This is a genomic window from Ruminococcus sp. AM31-15AC, assembly GCF_003462045.1.
Classification (GTDB): domain Bacteria; phylum Bacillota; class Clostridia; order Oscillospirales; family Ruminococcaceae; genus Hominimerdicola; species Hominimerdicola aceti.
Window position 1 is genome coordinate 1 of record NZ_QTYG01000051.1, and the last position, 16,427, is coordinate 16,427.

The 16,427-nt window shown below is 34.6% G+C and carries 12 protein-coding genes and 1 pseudogene; 3 read left to right on the top strand and 10 right to left on the bottom strand.

From position 1 onward, the window contains the following. The 3 genes and pseudogenes from DW793_RS14740 to DW793_RS15995 all read left to right on the top strand — a co-directional run. Positions 1-254 (top strand): annotated as a pseudogene (locus DW793_RS14740) (hypothetical protein); the annotation flags it as partial. Positions 255-319: 65 nt separating this feature from the next. Then, the gene (locus tag DW793_RS15990; RefSeq protein WP_051706330.1) at positions 320-502 is read left to right on the top strand and encodes a hypothetical protein; all 183 of its coding nucleotides are present in this window, start codon (positions 320-322) and stop codon (positions 500-502) included. Positions 503-636: 134 nt separating this feature from the next. Continuing rightward, positions 637-774: a hypothetical protein gene (locus tag DW793_RS15995; RefSeq protein WP_390624683.1), complete on the top strand. Its 138-nt coding sequence runs from the start codon at positions 637-639 to the stop codon at positions 772-774. Between the two features lie 142 nt (positions 775-916). On the opposite strand, the gene DW793_RS11780 is transcribed toward DW793_RS15995, so the two are convergent. The 10 genes from DW793_RS11780 to DW793_RS11820 are packed head-to-tail and all read right to left on the bottom strand — an operon-like array spanning position 917 to position 16,278. Beyond that, positions 917-3,247: a DUF262 domain-containing protein gene (locus DW793_RS11780; protein ID WP_118158235.1), complete on the bottom strand. Its 2,331-nt coding sequence runs from the start codon at positions 3,245-3,247 to the stop codon at positions 917-919. A 12-nt stretch (positions 3,248-3,259) separates the two neighbouring features. Further along, a complete protein-coding gene (locus DW793_RS11785; RefSeq protein ID WP_118158236.1) occupies positions 3,260-3,955 on the bottom strand; it encodes a hypothetical protein in 696 nt (231 codons plus the stop codon). Between the two features lie 39 nt (positions 3,956-3,994). Further along, positions 3,995-4,507, bottom strand: a complete 513-nt coding sequence (locus DW793_RS11790; protein ID WP_118158237.1) for a hypothetical protein — start codon at positions 4,505-4,507, stop codon at positions 3,995-3,997. After that, complete coding sequence (locus DW793_RS11795; protein WP_118158238.1) at positions 4,500-6,530, bottom strand: AAA family ATPase; 2,031 nt, start codon at positions 6,528-6,530, stop codon at positions 4,500-4,502. Before DW793_RS11795 ends, DW793_RS11790 begins: the two co-directional genes overlap by 8 nt. Beyond that, positions 6,512-6,685: a hypothetical protein gene (locus DW793_RS14745; protein ID WP_002852377.1), complete on the bottom strand. Its 174-nt coding sequence runs from the start codon at positions 6,683-6,685 to the stop codon at positions 6,512-6,514. Before DW793_RS14745 ends, DW793_RS11795 begins: the two co-directional genes overlap by 19 nt. Continuing rightward, a complete protein-coding gene (locus tag DW793_RS11800; RefSeq protein ID WP_118158239.1) occupies positions 6,678-8,879 on the bottom strand; it encodes a DEAD/DEAH box helicase family protein in 2,202 nt (733 codons plus the stop codon). Before DW793_RS11800 ends, DW793_RS14745 begins: the two co-directional genes overlap by 8 nt. A gap of 15 nt (positions 8,880-8,894) precedes the next feature. Further along, positions 8,895-10,043: an aminotransferase class V-fold PLP-dependent enzyme gene (locus DW793_RS11805; protein WP_118158240.1), complete on the bottom strand. Its 1,149-nt coding sequence runs from the start codon at positions 10,041-10,043 to the stop codon at positions 8,895-8,897. Positions 10,044-10,061: 18 nt separating this feature from the next. Then, on the bottom strand, positions 10,062-13,643 hold the full coding sequence (locus DW793_RS11810; protein ID WP_118158241.1) for a hypothetical protein: 3,582 nt from the start codon (positions 13,641-13,643) through the stop codon (positions 10,062-10,064). 17 nt (positions 13,644-13,660) lie between these two features. Then, the gene (locus DW793_RS11815) at positions 13,661-14,548 is read right to left on the bottom strand and encodes a DUF4007 family protein (RefSeq protein ID WP_118158242.1); all 888 of its coding nucleotides are present in this window, start codon (positions 14,546-14,548) and stop codon (positions 13,661-13,663) included. Positions 14,549-14,553: 5 nt separating this feature from the next. After that, the gene (locus DW793_RS11820) at positions 14,554-16,278 is read right to left on the bottom strand and encodes a phosphoadenosine phosphosulfate reductase domain-containing protein (protein WP_118158243.1); all 1,725 of its coding nucleotides are present in this window, start codon (positions 16,276-16,278) and stop codon (positions 14,554-14,556) included. Positions 16,279-16,427: the final 149 nt, after the last annotated feature.

The window sequence follows — 16,427 nt, forward strand, 5'->3', positions numbered from 1 at the left end:
ATGAGCTGTGCATCCCCAAAGGGACGCTTGGGACGTGGGTGCAAAAGGCACGGATCGGAGAAATAGACACAGGTGCAGGCTCACGTACACCGGGAGAGTCACTTACTATAGCACAGCAGCTTCAGGCAGCAAACAAACGGATCAAAGAGCTTGAAAAGAAAAACCGTGAGCTTGAAGAGCTTAATGAATTTCTGGAGGAAGCATCTGCTTTTTTCGCCGCGAACCGTCGGAAGTCAGGAAAGAAGAACGGTTAAAGTTCATTTCCAAAAAGACTGATGACGGTAGGATCACAGGAAGGATCAGTTTTTACTGCAAGGCTTTGGAGGTTACAAGACAAGCATTTTACGATCATCTCAGTCATAAAAACGCCCCCTGGAAGTATCAGGTGCTTGCAGATGAAATGATGAAGATCCACGAAGAAGACCAATATAATGACTGCTACGGCAGAGAGCGTATGTATCTTGCATTGCAGCAGAGAAAGGATGCCGGGATGCTGCTGTAAAGAAATATGGAATCATTCAAAGCATGAACAGTGCAGGCGGAAGATGTCATGATAATGCACGCTGTGAAAGTATGTGGGCAAGAATGTAAGAAGAGCTGTTCTACAGCCGTGAGGACAAGCTGGAGAACTACACTATGAAAGAGTTGAAGACTATGATCTGGAGATATTATATGAGTTACTGGGTCAACAGAAGAATCTGCACCGCCAACGGTGGGTTGCCTCCGGCAGTTCGAAGAAAGCTCTACTATGATCATATCTTTCTCGCTGCATAATTCTTGTTCGGATAAAATGTGTCAAGTGATATTGACAAAACCAATAGTAGCTTTCGGTGACGGCATTCGTTCCGTTATCCATAAATATAACAAGGCTCTCAGAGTTGTTCTGAGGGCTTTGTGCTGTACATTACACCATCACTTAGTTTAATGGATCGAACTTTAAAAGAGATGTAATTTCTCTTTTTACTGCTCTTTTCAGTAAACAATACCGGATTTCAAGGAGTTTCATCACATTCTCTTTAGATCTCTTCTTTGCATCATCATATTTTAAGGCTTCTTTTATTTGATTATTTTCTTCCTCATCTTCTCCCACATATAAATTCAGCTGGGTCTTGACTGAGGTATCTATTTTTTTCAGATATAAAGAAACATCATCATCAGATATGCTATTGTTATCTTCGGCGACAATGTAAAGTAGATTTAATGGAGAATTACCATAAAATTTTGTATCAGTTCGCATCTTATTGTCTTTATACTCTGCCATTGAATTTAACGGGATTATGTGGTGAACCTGAAGTTTGTATTTCTTTTTATTCTCATCTGAATTATAAACATCATCTGTATACGCACTTATTGTTACACTGTAAGAACTGTCTTTATCCCTAGCAGAAAAATTAGGATAATAGCAAGACAGATAGTACTGTAAAATAGCGTTTTTAACAGATCCTTTCGGCGGTTCTCCATCCTTGATAAGTAACTTGTCCATGTCTGAAAATCCAACGTTTTCAAAAACACGTTCTTGAATAGAAGAAATCCAATTGACAATACTGGAATTACGATAATCATTCAAACCTTCAAGTAATCTATGAAGATGAGCGATAAACTGGGAATTCTGATCCTTATCAAATTCTCCAGAAAACATGATTGCCCAATACCAAGCCTCTATTAATTCGTGAATTTTATTATCGTTAAAGAACTCGTCGTTCATAAACAAAAATGATATAATTGATAACACATGATTATATGGAATATCATTTATTGCCTTAACTCCGCATCTGTTTTTCAAGAAATATAAAGCTCTGTCAATACCATTACAGCTAAGTTCAAAACAGTCATATATCTGATCCTTATCAAGATCTAACTTTGCTTTTCTCTTGGCATTCTCCATTGTGATTTTTGTCAAGTCAATGAACAATGCCCCAAATGGAACGGTATTTGAACTTTCAGTCGTCATAACCGCATTTGCATATAGTGACATGATATTCAGAAAAACATCAATGTATTTTGAATTTAGAAAGTCTTCTTTTTCAATACATTTACAGTTCTTCAAATATGTTTCTTTTATGTAAGCCGCTTTTGTATTAGAACGCGTATCAACATAATTGTACTTTTTGATTTCATCGTCTTTTAGGAGTGGTTTGTTTATAATTGAAAGAATTTTATCTTTAAAATCCTTATTATCTTCATGTAATGATGCTCTGGCGATAACCAAATCAAAAATGCTTAGGCTTACACCGCCTTTGTTAAGATTCTCGTATATATCAATAGCTCTTTCGCGCTGAGACTTCTTAACTTCAATAATTGACATTATCTGATAAAGATTATTAAGACATGAAATGAGGTATGTCTTTAAGTTATTAGCCCATTCTTCAGCAAGACTGTTTATTTTTTCTTCAAATTCCTCATTTCTTTCCGCTCCAGTTTCAATTGCAGCCGAGTATTCAGTGTAATTTCTATCATCAAGAAATTCTTTAGCAAAATCATCCTTAAGATCATCTGTTTCGTTAGCTGAGAATAAGGAACAGATGGTTTCTTTATAATCCTTGGCAATTTCACTTATTATTTTTCCAAGTGTTGTTTTATCCTTTGTAATCAAATAAAGAGGGATATAGAATAAATTACCGGATTTTGTACACCAATCTATAAGCTCTTTTGATTCTAAGCCTTTTGTTTTTGATTTATAGTATGGGTTAAAAGGCTTGTCTGCTGTTTTACCTGTTCTTGCATAATTCCTGAACTCAATTCTTTCTTTTATGTCGCCAGCAATGAATTCAGGGTAGCTATCAAATTTATCTGCTTCATAAGGGAATGAAAGCTTTTTTGCACCAAAATAAATAGCATCATCTGTCAATTGCTCATATTTAGGAAATGTAAGAAAGAATCTTCTTTTAAGCGAGGGTGAAAGAATTGTTTGTTTGCTTTTTTCTTCAACTTCATATATTACGTCGGAAAAGGCACAAGCCAAAACAGTTGTTCGCTGTTGACCATCAAGCAGATAGTCTATAACCCGAGGATAAGAGTCGACCGTATATGTTTCTTTCATTCCTATTTTTCTTACAGCAAATTCATTAGAGTCTCCCTCTAATAAGAGGATACTTCCAATAGGCATTTTAGATAATACAGAACAAATCAGCGATATCTGTCTTTCATCCTGTTTCCAAACAAAACTACGTTGAAAGTCCGGAAGAAGTATTTCATCACTTTTGATTTTTTCAATTATGGAAGTCAAAGAAAAATTATCCATTTTCATTTAAACTACACCTCACTTTTTTAATCTTTTATAGTACTCTTTTATTATAGAATCAGCAATTGTCCGTATTCTTACAGCATCTGATATACATAATGAATCCCATAGATTAGGCAGCATAGAAATCGTTCCGCTATCCTTATCAACAACAAAGTATTTAATCAAACATGATCTGCCTAATGGATTAAAAAGAATCAACGTTTTAACATCCTTTTTAGTAGGTGTCGATTTAGCGAATATGCTGTCGCTTCGTTCAACATCAAGCCCTGCTTCTTTCCTTTTGCTGTAAAACATTATAAAATAGTCAGCAATAGAATCAAGATCAGCAACACCTTTTTCGTTTGTGGATCTTAGAAATGCTAATACAGTAACAGGCATATAAGTAGTTTGTATCCTTGCTTTGCTTAAATCGGAGATAAAACAATCTTTAACTAGGTTTCCTGGCATATTTGCAAGTTCTAATTGCTGAGAATTATACTGTTTAACTCTATCAGATATTCTACTGTCGTGCTTTTGTTTTGTGATTTGATTAATTTCTTTATTGTCCTGACTGTTGGATAGTCGCAATTCAATTGCTTCAAGAATATCATCAATGAGGATCAATGGAACGGATTCTTCAATCAGTATTCTAGAAATATCGGAATCAGAAATACCGTTGTTGGCTTCCTTGAAAGCTACTATCTTTTCTATTATTCTATCATAATTATCCACGTTACCCTCCTCAATAACCTCGCTTATTCTTGAAAACTATTATTCAAACTTGCTGCAATATTCTTTTATAGCATCCACATCAACTGAACCCTCTCTTGCATTAATTTCATCAAGGAAATCATACAGATTAGTCACAAAATCAGAAGGAAGAGTTGAGTTATCAATTATCTTTTCATAAAGAATATCTACTCCGCCACGCATATAACTATAAAATAACTCTTCATCTTCTTTAGAAAAGTTGTTTCCCAAAGCTTTTTTAATTCTCTCTGAAACATCTGGCTGACTTTTTTCATCCAATAACATTATAGTTCTAAACACGAACATAATATCAGCGTTGTTTTTCATAAGAATATCACCAAATACAGCTCTTTCCTCATCAAAAGATCTGTCAAGAGGTTCAGCTCGCTGGTATGAGAAGCCTATAATTGGTGCTACAAGGTAGACATCATAACTTCTTGCGAAAATCTGATCACCAGCTTCATTGTAGGATGAAGATAACGCTCTTGCTCTTGCAGCGTGTCTGCCCTTAAAATTAAACTGTTTATCAAACATCAAAAGCCTCCTTGATCTCAGTTTCAACAGATGTAACCTTCCTGAATAAATAGCTGCTTCCTATTTTTCCGGAAAGATGTTCGTGAGCAATTTCGCCATCTGTATCTTTTATAAATATGATGACCTGTTCACAAATTTCAGGAATAGTATCACATACTGTTTTAATTCGTTTTTTATCAAATGCAGATAATGGAGCATCCATAACAAGGGGATAAGGCTCAGTTGTGAGTTTCTTCTCTTTCTTATCCTGCTCATATTTTTTTGCAGTTTCAATAACTCCGGTGATAAAAGCAAAAACAACAGATATACTCTGAGAAGTTGAGGTTTCCACTTCATCCTGAAGGTTTTGTACATCGTTTACCCTTATCTTAACATTGTACTTGGAGTCTATATTAAGCGATAGACCTTCCGAGTATATGTTTAAGAATATCCTGTTGATACACTCTTCAAGATATTCACGAACGCCTTTTTCATAGGATGAATATTCCTTTTCTATGTAATCATATGCAGCCTCAGCATACGAGCGGTATATAGCTATTTTTTTGTTTGTTTCATCCTGTAAAGAAAGCTCTTTTCTTCTGGAATCTTTGATCTTGATTTCACTTTCAATTTCATTGATCCGAGTAATGATTTTCCTGATTTCCTGCTCATCGTTATCTTGCTTTATTTTAATAGTACGCTGCTTTAATCGGAGCTGTTCAATATCCTTAACATTATCTAACTGCGCATCATAGTTTTCAATATCTAACCTTAAATCATCTATCGTTTCAATATTTTCCGTATCACTACGCAGCTTGTTAGCAACATACTCATAAAGGTCAGATGTTCCAGTAATTCTTGCTCTTCCTTCCGTTATATATGAACCGATCATATTACCAAAAGATTTTGGCGGAATGTAGTTGAGCAGGAGATTCAGCTCTTTTTCTTCGGGTGAACCATCCTTTATTTCTGTACCACAGATACATCTATGATGCTTGAAAATGTAGTCTATTGTTTTATCGTCAATAGACGGAACGCCTTTATCGACCACATCTGTTTCAGCAAGCATTTTTATTGCCCTTGCGATTAGATGCTGAGAAAAATAATTTACTCCATCTTTACTCAAATGCGAGAAAATGTCCTTTGCAGAATTATCAACAATTTGACTGAGTCGTTCTATTTTTCTTTCTGCCTCTGCTTTCTTTTTGGCAATCTCTTCGCCTTCTTTGTTTTTTACGATTTGCTCAGTAAGTTTATCATATTCTTGCTGAATAATTGGTTTAGCAGTTTCCAGCTCATCTTTACGATTGTTCAATCCCTGCATCTCAATTTCCAAAGCAGATATCTCTTCGGTCAACCTTGATACACTTTCATTTCCTGAATCGGAATACTGTTTATTATACTTACCAAGAACAGTATCGCTTCTCATCCTGCCTTTATCTTTCTTTGGGTCACTCTTTATATGAATAAGCGCATTGAGATAACTATCAAGTCCGAGGATCCGTCGAACTGCTTCTGCAAATTCATCACTTTTACCAGATTGTATTTCAGCACTCATTTTTTCAACACGTTCACCGTCAAAAAGAAAATATCTTGAAAGCTCTCTGGGAAGGATGCCATCAATAGTTTTATTTAGTTTATTCTCTGATTTAATAGTCTCAGTCTGCCCATCTTCTTTTTTATAAGTTAGAATACATTCTGAGAAACGTGGTTTGATTATGTCTCCGAGTAGATCCTTTTTATAAACTAAAGAACGCTTCAGGGTATACTCAATATCTCCGTGAACAAATACTAATTCAACAAATGTTTCTGCTGTATCAGTATTTGTCATTTCTGCCTTCTTTGATTTTGAGAAAATATCCTGATCCTTAAAATCTGTTCTTCCATACAGGCACCATGTAAATGCTTGAGCAAATGAAGTTTTGCCTGTACCATTATCGCCCATAATGATAGTTACATTCTTTACATGATCAGTTGAAAAAGTTACAGTCGTTTTTTCTTTGAACTGTCTGAAATTCTGTAGTGTTATTTGCTTGAAATACATTCTACTTCCTCCTGTATGATCTTAATGATCTTATCTGCCATTTGACTGTCAGACAATTCCTTAGACTTGTTATTCTTTGCCTCTGATGTTATTATACGATAAACTATCGTTTTTATCTTTTTCTCATCTAAAGTGTTATATCCCGTATCATTCATAATAATCGAACTCCTCTACAAATGAGTAATCCTCTTCTTCTATACCATATTCTTCTCTGATATCATCAAGTATTGCATTGCTTTCCACATAATTGTCAGCAAGTCTTGCAAATTCAAATGCACGTGCAAGCTCGTTTTTGACCATAGTAATTGTTAAATTCTTGCTTTCATCAGTCATATATATCGATGAACCAAGAGGCTTAGGAAGGGTGATAAAATCGTAAATTTCAGCATATTCTTTACCTTCAGCCAAACGTAGAACACGTCCACGCCTTTGAATGTATTCTTTTGGATTTGTAGTACTTGCAAGAATAAAAGCCGTTTTTATACTTGGTATATTAACACCTTCATCCAAACACTTTATTGCAATTAATGCCTGAAGATTGTCACCGCTTGCAAATTCACTTTTAAGAAGTTCACGTTTTTCAACGTTTTCCTTAGAAGTAAACTGTGATACTCTCATTCCCAATTTATTGCCAAGCATATCAGTAACTGCGTCTATTTGACGAGTTTCTTCTTCATACACTTCAAGTTTGTCTCGTGTATAATCTGGAAGTGAAGCCGAACCACAATAGACGAGAATATTATACTTATCTTTATATAGTCCGATTTCCTTAAGCAATGCCTGCAGTTTGCTTTCGGCAGCAGCTACAATTCTTGAGCGAGCCATGGCAAGTTTCTTGCCTTTTTCGTTTAGCTTATATGTACCATCTTTAGCTTTTACAAGGCACTTTTGCATTGATTTGGATATGTTTGAGTACTTATTAAGTTCATCGTCATTAAGGCTAACGATAATGGGATAATACTTATACCTTGTAAGTTTCTTCTCCTTAATTGCTCTTCCGAGATCGTATGATATGCATTTATCTCCAAAGTAATCATACAACTTCTTTGTGCCTGTAGGATCTCCATATCGATCGAGCGTTGCAGATAATGCAAGGCGATACTGAAAATTGCCATTCAACAGCTCGCTCAAGTATCTTGCACCGAAATTATGTGCTTCATCAACAACAAATAAACATTTTCCTCTTATTTTAGAAATGGTGTTTTGAACGTACTCCGAGGAATAGGTGGCATTTGTACAGATAAAACAAAAGAAGTCCTTGCCACGAACATTTAGCTTTTGATTCCTTATAGCTGATTCAAGTCTGTTTTTCCAGTTTTTCTGAGTCGATTCACTATATCCTATGATGGGACTAATATTGAATTTTTCAAGATCTTCGACCCACTGTTCAACAAGATGTTGATATGGGCATACAATTATTACAGCGAGTTTCCCGTGAAATTCATCACTAATCCTAACGATTGATCCAAGAGCTGTTATTGTTTTTCCAGTACCTGTTGCCATATCGAATATGCCTTGAAAACCATGAGAAGCCCATGTATCAATAGCTTCTTCTTGATAATCATAAAAAGGTGGCTTATCAGGTCTGCAAGGTAATTCCGAATGAGTCTTGCGCTTTTTAAGAATCGTTGGTACTGGAGGAAATTCTGTTTCAAATGTATTATAATCTATATCGCTCTTTTTGTATTTTTCGATTATTACTTCATTTAATTCCGGGAAAGAAATAACTTCGATACCTGGTTCTGAATCATTCCAAATGGCGGTAAAAGCATTTCTCTTTTTATTTACACGCTCATTTTCAAATTCATTTGTCCAAGAACGAAAAACATCGATTGCTTCATAGTTTACGTTTATTGCTGTATTCGTTTCATTCATAGAGCCAGAAAAAGCAATCGTATTTCCACAAGAATCTGTTATTAATCCAAGTTTTTCATGATACATTCCAACCTGACGATCATTATCACAAAAAGCAATTTTTATATCTAGAAAACCATCTTTGATAAGATTAGCAAGTAAGTTTAGTCTTTCCTGCTCGAACTCATTTTCAGGTTCTTTCATCTCTTTGTTCAGAACTGATTTTATTACATCATCACACTGTTTGTATCCGGCTTTTATCGCTGCTATGTCATCATCAGTCAGATATGGTGACGCAACTAGGCGAATTTTTCCACCATTCTTCACGAGCCCTTCTATCCCATATGAAGTATTTGAAAGAATAGTTGATGAAAAAAAGCCAACTGCACGATCATACTGAACTGCTTCACGTAATGCTGGAATTAAGAATTCACCTGATATATCCGTGAGTAATGAACGATATTCTGTTTCTATTTTAAGTTCACTTAATGGCATTTTTTACACCTCAATTCAGCTATTTTCTTCTATATAAGATAGGGCATCATCAAGCATATCGAAATCTTCATCAGTGTTAAAGTAACCAACACTAAATCTTACTGTTCCACTTGGAAATGTTCCATTAAATTTATGTGCAAGGGGAGCACAGTGTAATCCGCTTCTAAAAGCTATATTCATATTACTTAATACTTGTCCGATCTCATCAGGAGCATAATTATCAAATGAACATGAAACTACTCCCACCGAGAGTTTAGGATTATAAACTGTAATATTTTCATAAGAGCCGAGAATATCTAATAGTCGTTTATGATTACGCATCTCTTGCTCATAGATTGCATTAACTCCTGCTTTAAGCATCCACTCTATTGAAGCGTGCAATCCGGCAATTGCAGTTGTATTATGACTTCCAGCTTCATAGCGTATTGGTATTTCAGAAGGCATATCCTGATTAGCAGATTCTATTCCGGTCCCCCCTATGATAATCGGTTCAAGGTCATTGGGAAAATCAGTGATAAATCCTGAAATCCCAAGCGGACCGTATAAAGTTTTATGACCAGCAAAAACAGCATAATCAAATATAGTGCTGCTCAGATTAAGATCTATTAATCCTGAGCTTTGACATAAATCAGCAATGTTAATTGCGCCGTATTTTTTTGAAGTTAAGAAGAGTTTTTCAATAGAACATACCGCTCCAAAGACATTGCTGACATGGCTTGCAATAACACAGAACGGTTTTTTATCTTTAAACTGTCTATCAATATCTTCAATTTGTAATTCGTATGTTGTTTTATTAGCACTCAGTTCTATTATATTGAACGATGTAAACTTGTTGAGATAATGAAGCGTTCTTGTAACTGCATTATGTTCAAACGGAGTAATGTAAACATTAGCATTTACTGGGATCTTTATACCTTTTAATATTATGTTTAATGCTTCTGTTGCAGTATTAGTAAATACAACTTTTTTGTTAGTACAATGGAAAAGGCTTAAAAGAAGCTCTCGAGTTTCATCTGCAATATGACTTGCTTTTGATGATAACTTGTGTTGTCCTCTTCCCAAACTGACACCGCAACTTCTGGCAAACTCATCCATAGCCTGGTATACACACTCAGGCTTTGGAAATGTTGTCGCTGCGTTGTCAAAATATGCTATACGATCCATTAACTCACTTCCTGTTTACTATAAGCACATTTTTTTCAATATATCGATTAGTATCTGTCTCTTTTCGTTTTCGGAAATAGACTGTCCCATCTCATCAATAGCAGCTGTGATATCTTCATAAAGAAGATTAGCTCTAGAACTATATTCTACCTTATCAAAACTGCGCTCGATCTCCTTGCCATCTTCACCGACGAAAGTCATCTTAAATCTGCTTGCAGAGCTATTGCTGTAATCATGTTCCTCTGTATTATATCGCTCAATAGTCTCTTTGAAAGTTTGCAGACTATTCTGAAACTCAGCAGCAGTACTGTTATTCCAATCGTTAAGTTTCAATCCAGTCAAAGCTTTTCCTATTCGTTCGGCAAATGTTTTTTCATCGCTATTAACAGATTCTATAAGATTAAGTATTGAGTTTTCATTATTGTCAAAAAGATGTTGTATTGTTGTTTCATCTAATTTTTCATACCATTCATTCAATATCGACTGTAACGAAGCCGTATCATTGTTTCCAAAAGTATTCTTTATTGTGATTATTACGTATTTGGTAAGATCTGCTTTTCCTCCATCAAAAATGGATTTGGCTTCCTTTATTTTCTTGGCAAGTGCAGAACCGATTTCTTGATTAAATATAGCAGGCAGTTCTGCTAGCAGATAGTCTCTTGAATTAATATTTGGTTTCTTTAATGATTTAGGAAATGCAGAAACAGTCTTAGGTATTTTTTTACCATTAGAATAATAGCACTGCATATCTCTTGAGCATTTAGGAAGAGTAAGATACCATCTGTTTATAGCATTTAAGATGAATGCAAAACTATTTGATGCTCTTTCACTTTCCTCAACATGATCCGCAAAAAGTGTTTTTAATTGAGTAAGATACTGAGTTTTATTGTCATCCCAATCTTCCATTTGAACAGAATAAAGATATGGTTTATCGTTTATAGCGTTTAGCAGATCAGCTGTAAGACGAATTTCTTCACCATTCATTTTAAAAATGAGATCTTTTTTTACTGAATGAAGAACTATTCCTATAAAAATTGGAATAACACCTTTCTTTAATCCAATATTGTTTTCTGGTGCTGTAAGATCATAGTATAGTTCAGAAAACGTCTTTTCACCTGAAATTGTACTTTTAAAAAAATCTGATATAGTATTCAATACATATTTAAGATTAACATCTTCTGGTGCTAAATCCAGATAGTATTCAATATCGTTCTTTTTTAAGATGCCGGTTTGAAGCAAGGCACTTCTCATGAAAGAAACATCTTGTCCAGTACCTTTCAGACCAAGGTTTTCTTCAATTCTATCATTTTCAAGCAAAGCTGTTATTATCTTTGTCCTACTATTTACCGCAACTCCTGATAATCTATCTTTGTTAAGTGATTCGTTGTTAATTATTGGAGTTCTGGTATATATTTCGTTACAAATTTGGGAAAGCAAAGAACTTAACTGTGATTTTCTGCTTATCGCCAATGCTTTTCCTTTATAATAATATGTGGCTCTATGCAATTCCGGAGATAAGTAGGAATTAATAAAATCAGAAACAATATCACTATGATCATCTAAATAAAGTGTATATTCATCATACAGTATATGATCATCAACTGCTTCACTTCTAAGCTCACTGATTGCCAAGTATCTGATTATTATTTTGGTAACGGATATTTGAGCTGACGGAATGATTGTAATATGTCTTTGATTCTCAGACAGATATTTTTGAACTTCGGAACTGAACTCATTAAATTCAATATTATCAGTTGGAAAAACAGCATATATTATGCCAGTGGTTTCACTCGGCACTTGTTCTTTAATATCTGCAATATATGTCTCTATATCAACAAATTTAACTTTAAAATATCGTGTTATACAGTTATCATCATTATATGCAGTAGGGTAATAATACCTTTCTCCAACGCCTTCACTTATTATTTCTTGATTATTCTTGTTTCTTTTTATAGAAGCGATACGCTTTTCAATCTCATCATTAATGTTGATTCCGCTGGTTTCTTTAAGGCAAAGGAATCCATTACTGCTTTTTCTGTAAAGAATATACTGCTCTGAGATAAGCTCTTTTATACAATCGGTAACTTGCTTTGAATCGTAATCAATAGCAAATATCGTACATATAACATCAGTAGTAGGCGTTAAGCGTTCAAACTGCTGTATAAAGTGAATTACTGCTATTGTTTTTATTATTTTCGCTTCAAGTGTATCCGATTTAAAACTTCTAAGTATTCTTGAAGACAAAGAATACACCTTATATATTTCAGATGTCGTAAGCTCTTTGCGAAATTCATCTTCAAAATAGTCATAAAGATAATCAGGAGTTATAAACGGAACTTCTCTATTAGATCTATTAATAAACTGACTAAGTGTATTCTTCTGGCTTGACGATAGGAAAGTAAATAAAGTACGTTCATTCTGAGCTACTCTTTCAGACAAGCGAGGAAGAATGAAAGTAGTAACAGGATGTAATGGATAACAGCCATCAATTACCAGCTCCTGTTTCCCCTTGATAAGAGAATTATCATCATATGCCTTGTATAAATCATCAAAAACAGCAGCGTTGTTCTCTCTGAATCCGTTCCATCCTTTTTTATGCTTTATTGTATGTGAAATTATTTCATACATTTGAGAGAAATTGTTTGTAAGATTAATGTGCTCAAAACGGCCCGATATACCTCTCCATCCATCAACTTTATCTTGTGAAAGATTCATATCTATATAGTTTGAAATGTCTTTATGACAAATCAACATGAGATAAAGCTGCTGTGACGACTCACGGCAACACTTTTCAGCGAAATCCTGAAGCATTTTAGTTTCGCTTTCTGAAGCTGTAGTAATATTCGATTCAAGGTATTTGCCAAATTCATCATAAACCACAAAGATACCGGCAAATCCTTTTTTTTTCAATTCAGCATTTACCTTATCATAAATATCTATGATACTGCTATCTACAAAAGGATTAAATACACTACCAGAGGTGAGCTGCGGATGCAGTGTTGTAAAAGTATTATAGGCTTCTGCGTCATTTTCAGATAACCTATTAATAAACACCTCTGCATTCATACCTATTTTTTCGGTGAAGCGTGTGTATGTTTCAGGATATTCATCTTTCCACATATTAATAGTTCTGATTGCCGAATCAAAATAGGTCTCTGGCATAATATCGTTAAAGTTATAAACATTCAATGCTCTCTGTAACGCACTAAGAAATGCCTGCGACATTTTGCCACTGTTGCCATTTATAATAACAGGAAGCAATCTTTTGTTTGATGAAAGATAGTTATCTATTTTTTTATGAAGCTCACAATTGCACCTTTTAATTTTAGGAAGAAGTCTGCTAAACAAGTTTTTATCAGCATTAAAAAGCAAACTCAAAGCAATGAGCACACAAAGAGACTTTCCTCTACCGTATGCTCCGGTGAGGATCTTAGCTTTAGAACTTGCTGTTTCCTTAACGGAATCGAATATATTGTCGATTATATCTAAACAAGCATTTGTTGGAATAAAGCCATCTATTATCTTCTGATCATTAAAGTCGTATTCTATGTTAATAGAGGATTGAAATCCTTTAGAAACCCTAATATAATCACTTATCATTTCTGCTCACACCTGACTTAAATCTGATTTAATTTCTCATAGTACAGCTTTATGCAGTCTGTATAACTCATTTCAGTAGTTATCTCTACGACATCAAGACCCGCTGTACGAATAACCTTAACATATCCTGCTTTTTCAAGTCTGTACAGAATATTAATGATCCTTATCATATCAAGGTTAAAAGCCTTTCCAAGGCACTTATCATCTTTTACCAATGAAGCAATCTTCAGTTCTCTATTACCATTAGAATTCTTTATTATTATAGCAAGAGAAATAAGATCAGGAAGAACCTCTTCTTTGATCATTACCTTTTTGTATATACGTTCGTTATTCTTGTTATACAGATATTCAATAAGTCCAAGTTCAGTAAGCGGATTTTCTATATTATCTTCTGGATCAATAACGGCTTTAATTTGCTTATGATTGTAAGTGTTGATTAAACATTTAAAGTCATCTGAGATGGAACGTTCACCCGGAATATTTCTTTCAGGGTTCATTCTTACATACTTCCTAATGCTTATCTGAAAGTCATCCTCCGAAAACTCAATACAATCAAAAGCATTATGAAAAACAAACCAAGATGTTGCAATTTCTTCATTACAAGCTAATTCATAATGAATGAGACATAAAGATCCTGATTCTTCAAAATAGGGGTCATTGTCATAGATAGTCTTCCCAAGTTCAGTCAACGTCTGTACTCTATGGCCTGATAAAGGCTCACTTGCTATTCCGGTGGCTAACATCCAGTATCGAAGTGATTTTACCATGTTTGCACCAATTCCAAGAACATCCATAGGATTACCAGCATCCCCGAGGAATACTCCCGGGCATTTTTCGATATTCTTTATTCCTTTATTTAACCAACCTTTTCTTATTGAAAAAGTTTCATGACCTCTAAATTTCATAATATCTATCCCTTGTTTTCTTTAGTTTTAAGGTATTTATCCATTAAGCATCCGCCATCAAGATATTTAGCAGTAACACACATTTTGCACCGTTTACATTTTTCTTCATTTATATGATAACTTCCGCCTGTAATTGAAATAGCACCAAACCTACACAGCGATTCACATTTTAAGCATTTACGACACGCATTAAATTTCCTAACTTGATAACCGATCATTCTTTGAAGGTCATCATGCTTTGCTACATTCATGGTCTTGACTTTTACTGAATACTCATAATCTTCTTGATTAAATGGTTGAACAGAAATTATAGGCGTATTTGTTTTCATATCAAGAACAATTACTTCGTTCAATAGTTTCCTCCCTAACTCTTTTGATACTCTTCCGAACGGAGTTAGCATATTAAGGAATTCATCATCCATAGGTCTGACAAGTTTATATATTTTGGCATTATCTTCAGCGGTGCAATTGGTGTATTTGATCTTAACATCTTCAGCAGCCTTAACGCCGTTACCGCCTTGTCGAGCTTTCCATTTTCCTGAATCAACGTAAACTTCTGCATCTGGTTTTCCAATCTTTTTAGCGAACTCAATTAGAAAACTTCTCCATTGAGCATACCGCTCTGGCATATAAATTGATGTTAAGAACTGAGCTCTATCATTATTATTAGGACAACACCAGCAGCCGACTCTATCATAGCCTAGTCGATAAGCATAGTTAAAATCAATTTCCTCACTTAATATATAGAGCCATATCTCAATGTCCGACCAATAAAAGATAGGGGAGGCAACTTTCTGTTTCTGAATTTTTACAGATTCAGCATTATCTTCGACACGGTTATACTTACTTCTACTTACGGATTCACAACGGCGAATTCCATAAAAAGTAAGTATGTTCTTATCTCTATAATAGCGATTAAGAATTCTTGTTATCGGTCCGGTTTTAAACATAGAGCAGCACCAACGCATCATTCTTGCAGGTGGACCAATATCTTCGCATACTTTCATGAAATCCTGTTCACGATTTAAAGCAATTCTGAAAATAGTTTTGGGATTATCTGCCCTAAATCTTTCAGCATAATCAAGTGTTGTCGGAAATTCAAGCGTTGTATTGCCGAAAATATGTACTAAACTCGGCTCACTAAGAGCTTTGACAGCAAGATCAGCTGTTACAGTTGAATCCTTACCGCCTGAAAAAGAAACAACTACGCTTTCAGTAGGGTAGTGAGAAGCTTCTTCACGAATGAATCTATGTGCTTCATCTATTATATAGTAGTTTCTTTGAGCATTTGCTTTAGTAAAATCCGAAATAAAGCAGTCGAAATACTCATATGTGTTTAATTTTTTATATTTTTCTAGTTCAGAAATAATATACTCAGGATCATACTTTTTATAATACTTTGTAGTTATCACTTTAGATTTGCCGTTAAAATAATAGCGGTTATTATTTGCCCACACAGATTGATTGTGGTATTTCATTGGTTCATCCAATAATATTTCAACAAGAAGTCTTTCTTCTGGAAAAACAGGACGAATATCTGCTGAAAGATAGTTTATACCACTTTGACATAATGGGCATTTTTTTGTCTTACTATCGTTAACTTCCTTAATAATAGGTATGTTGCAATGGTCGCACCAAAACACCTCGGTAGGGATTACGGGTTCTGTTTCATTTCCACACAATTCACACTTTGCCCCATTTGTTTCGTGATTACAGTTTCTACACCACATAATATCCCTCCCTTTTAAAGCTAAATAGATTACTATATATCATAAGTTAATATCAATTATAATTTCTAAAACGAAACAACGTAAACTACAACGAGAATTAGTCTACTTGCACATAGTTACTCTTTTAATAATATCACATTTTTGACAAA

Coding starts and splice junctions, on each gene's coding strand:
- DW793_RS11805 (WP_118158240.1), bottom strand. CDS start 10,043: ATGGATCGTATAGCATATTTTGACAACGCAGCGACAACATTTCCAAAG.
- DW793_RS11820 (WP_118158243.1), bottom strand. CDS start 16,278: ATGTGGTGTAGAAACTGTAATCACGAAACAAATGGGGCAAAGTGTGAA.
- DW793_RS11795 (WP_118158238.1), bottom strand. CDS start 6,530: ATGTATTTCAAGCAAATAACACTACAGAATTTCAGACAGTTCAAAGAA.
- DW793_RS15995 (WP_390624683.1), top strand. CDS start 637: ATGAAAGAGTTGAAGACTATGATCTGGAGATATTATATGAGTTACTGG.
- DW793_RS11800 (WP_118158239.1), bottom strand. CDS start 8,879: ATGCCATTAAGTGAACTTAAAATAGAAACAGAATATCGTTCATTACTC.
- DW793_RS14745 (WP_002852377.1), bottom strand. CDS start 6,685: ATGAATGATACGGGATATAACACTTTAGATGAGAAAAAGATAAAAACG.
- DW793_RS11790 (WP_118158237.1), bottom strand. CDS start 4,507: ATGTTTGATAAACAGTTTAATTTTAAGGGCAGACACGCTGCAAGAGCA.
- DW793_RS11810 (WP_118158241.1), bottom strand. CDS start 13,643: ATGATAAGTGATTATATTAGGGTTTCTAAAGGATTTCAATCCTCTATT.
- DW793_RS11815 (WP_118158242.1), bottom strand. CDS start 14,548: ATGAAATTTAGAGGTCATGAAACTTTTTCAATAAGAAAAGGTTGGTTA.
- DW793_RS11780 (WP_118158235.1), bottom strand. CDS start 3,247: ATGAAAATGGATAATTTTTCTTTGACTTCCATAATTGAAAAAATCAAA.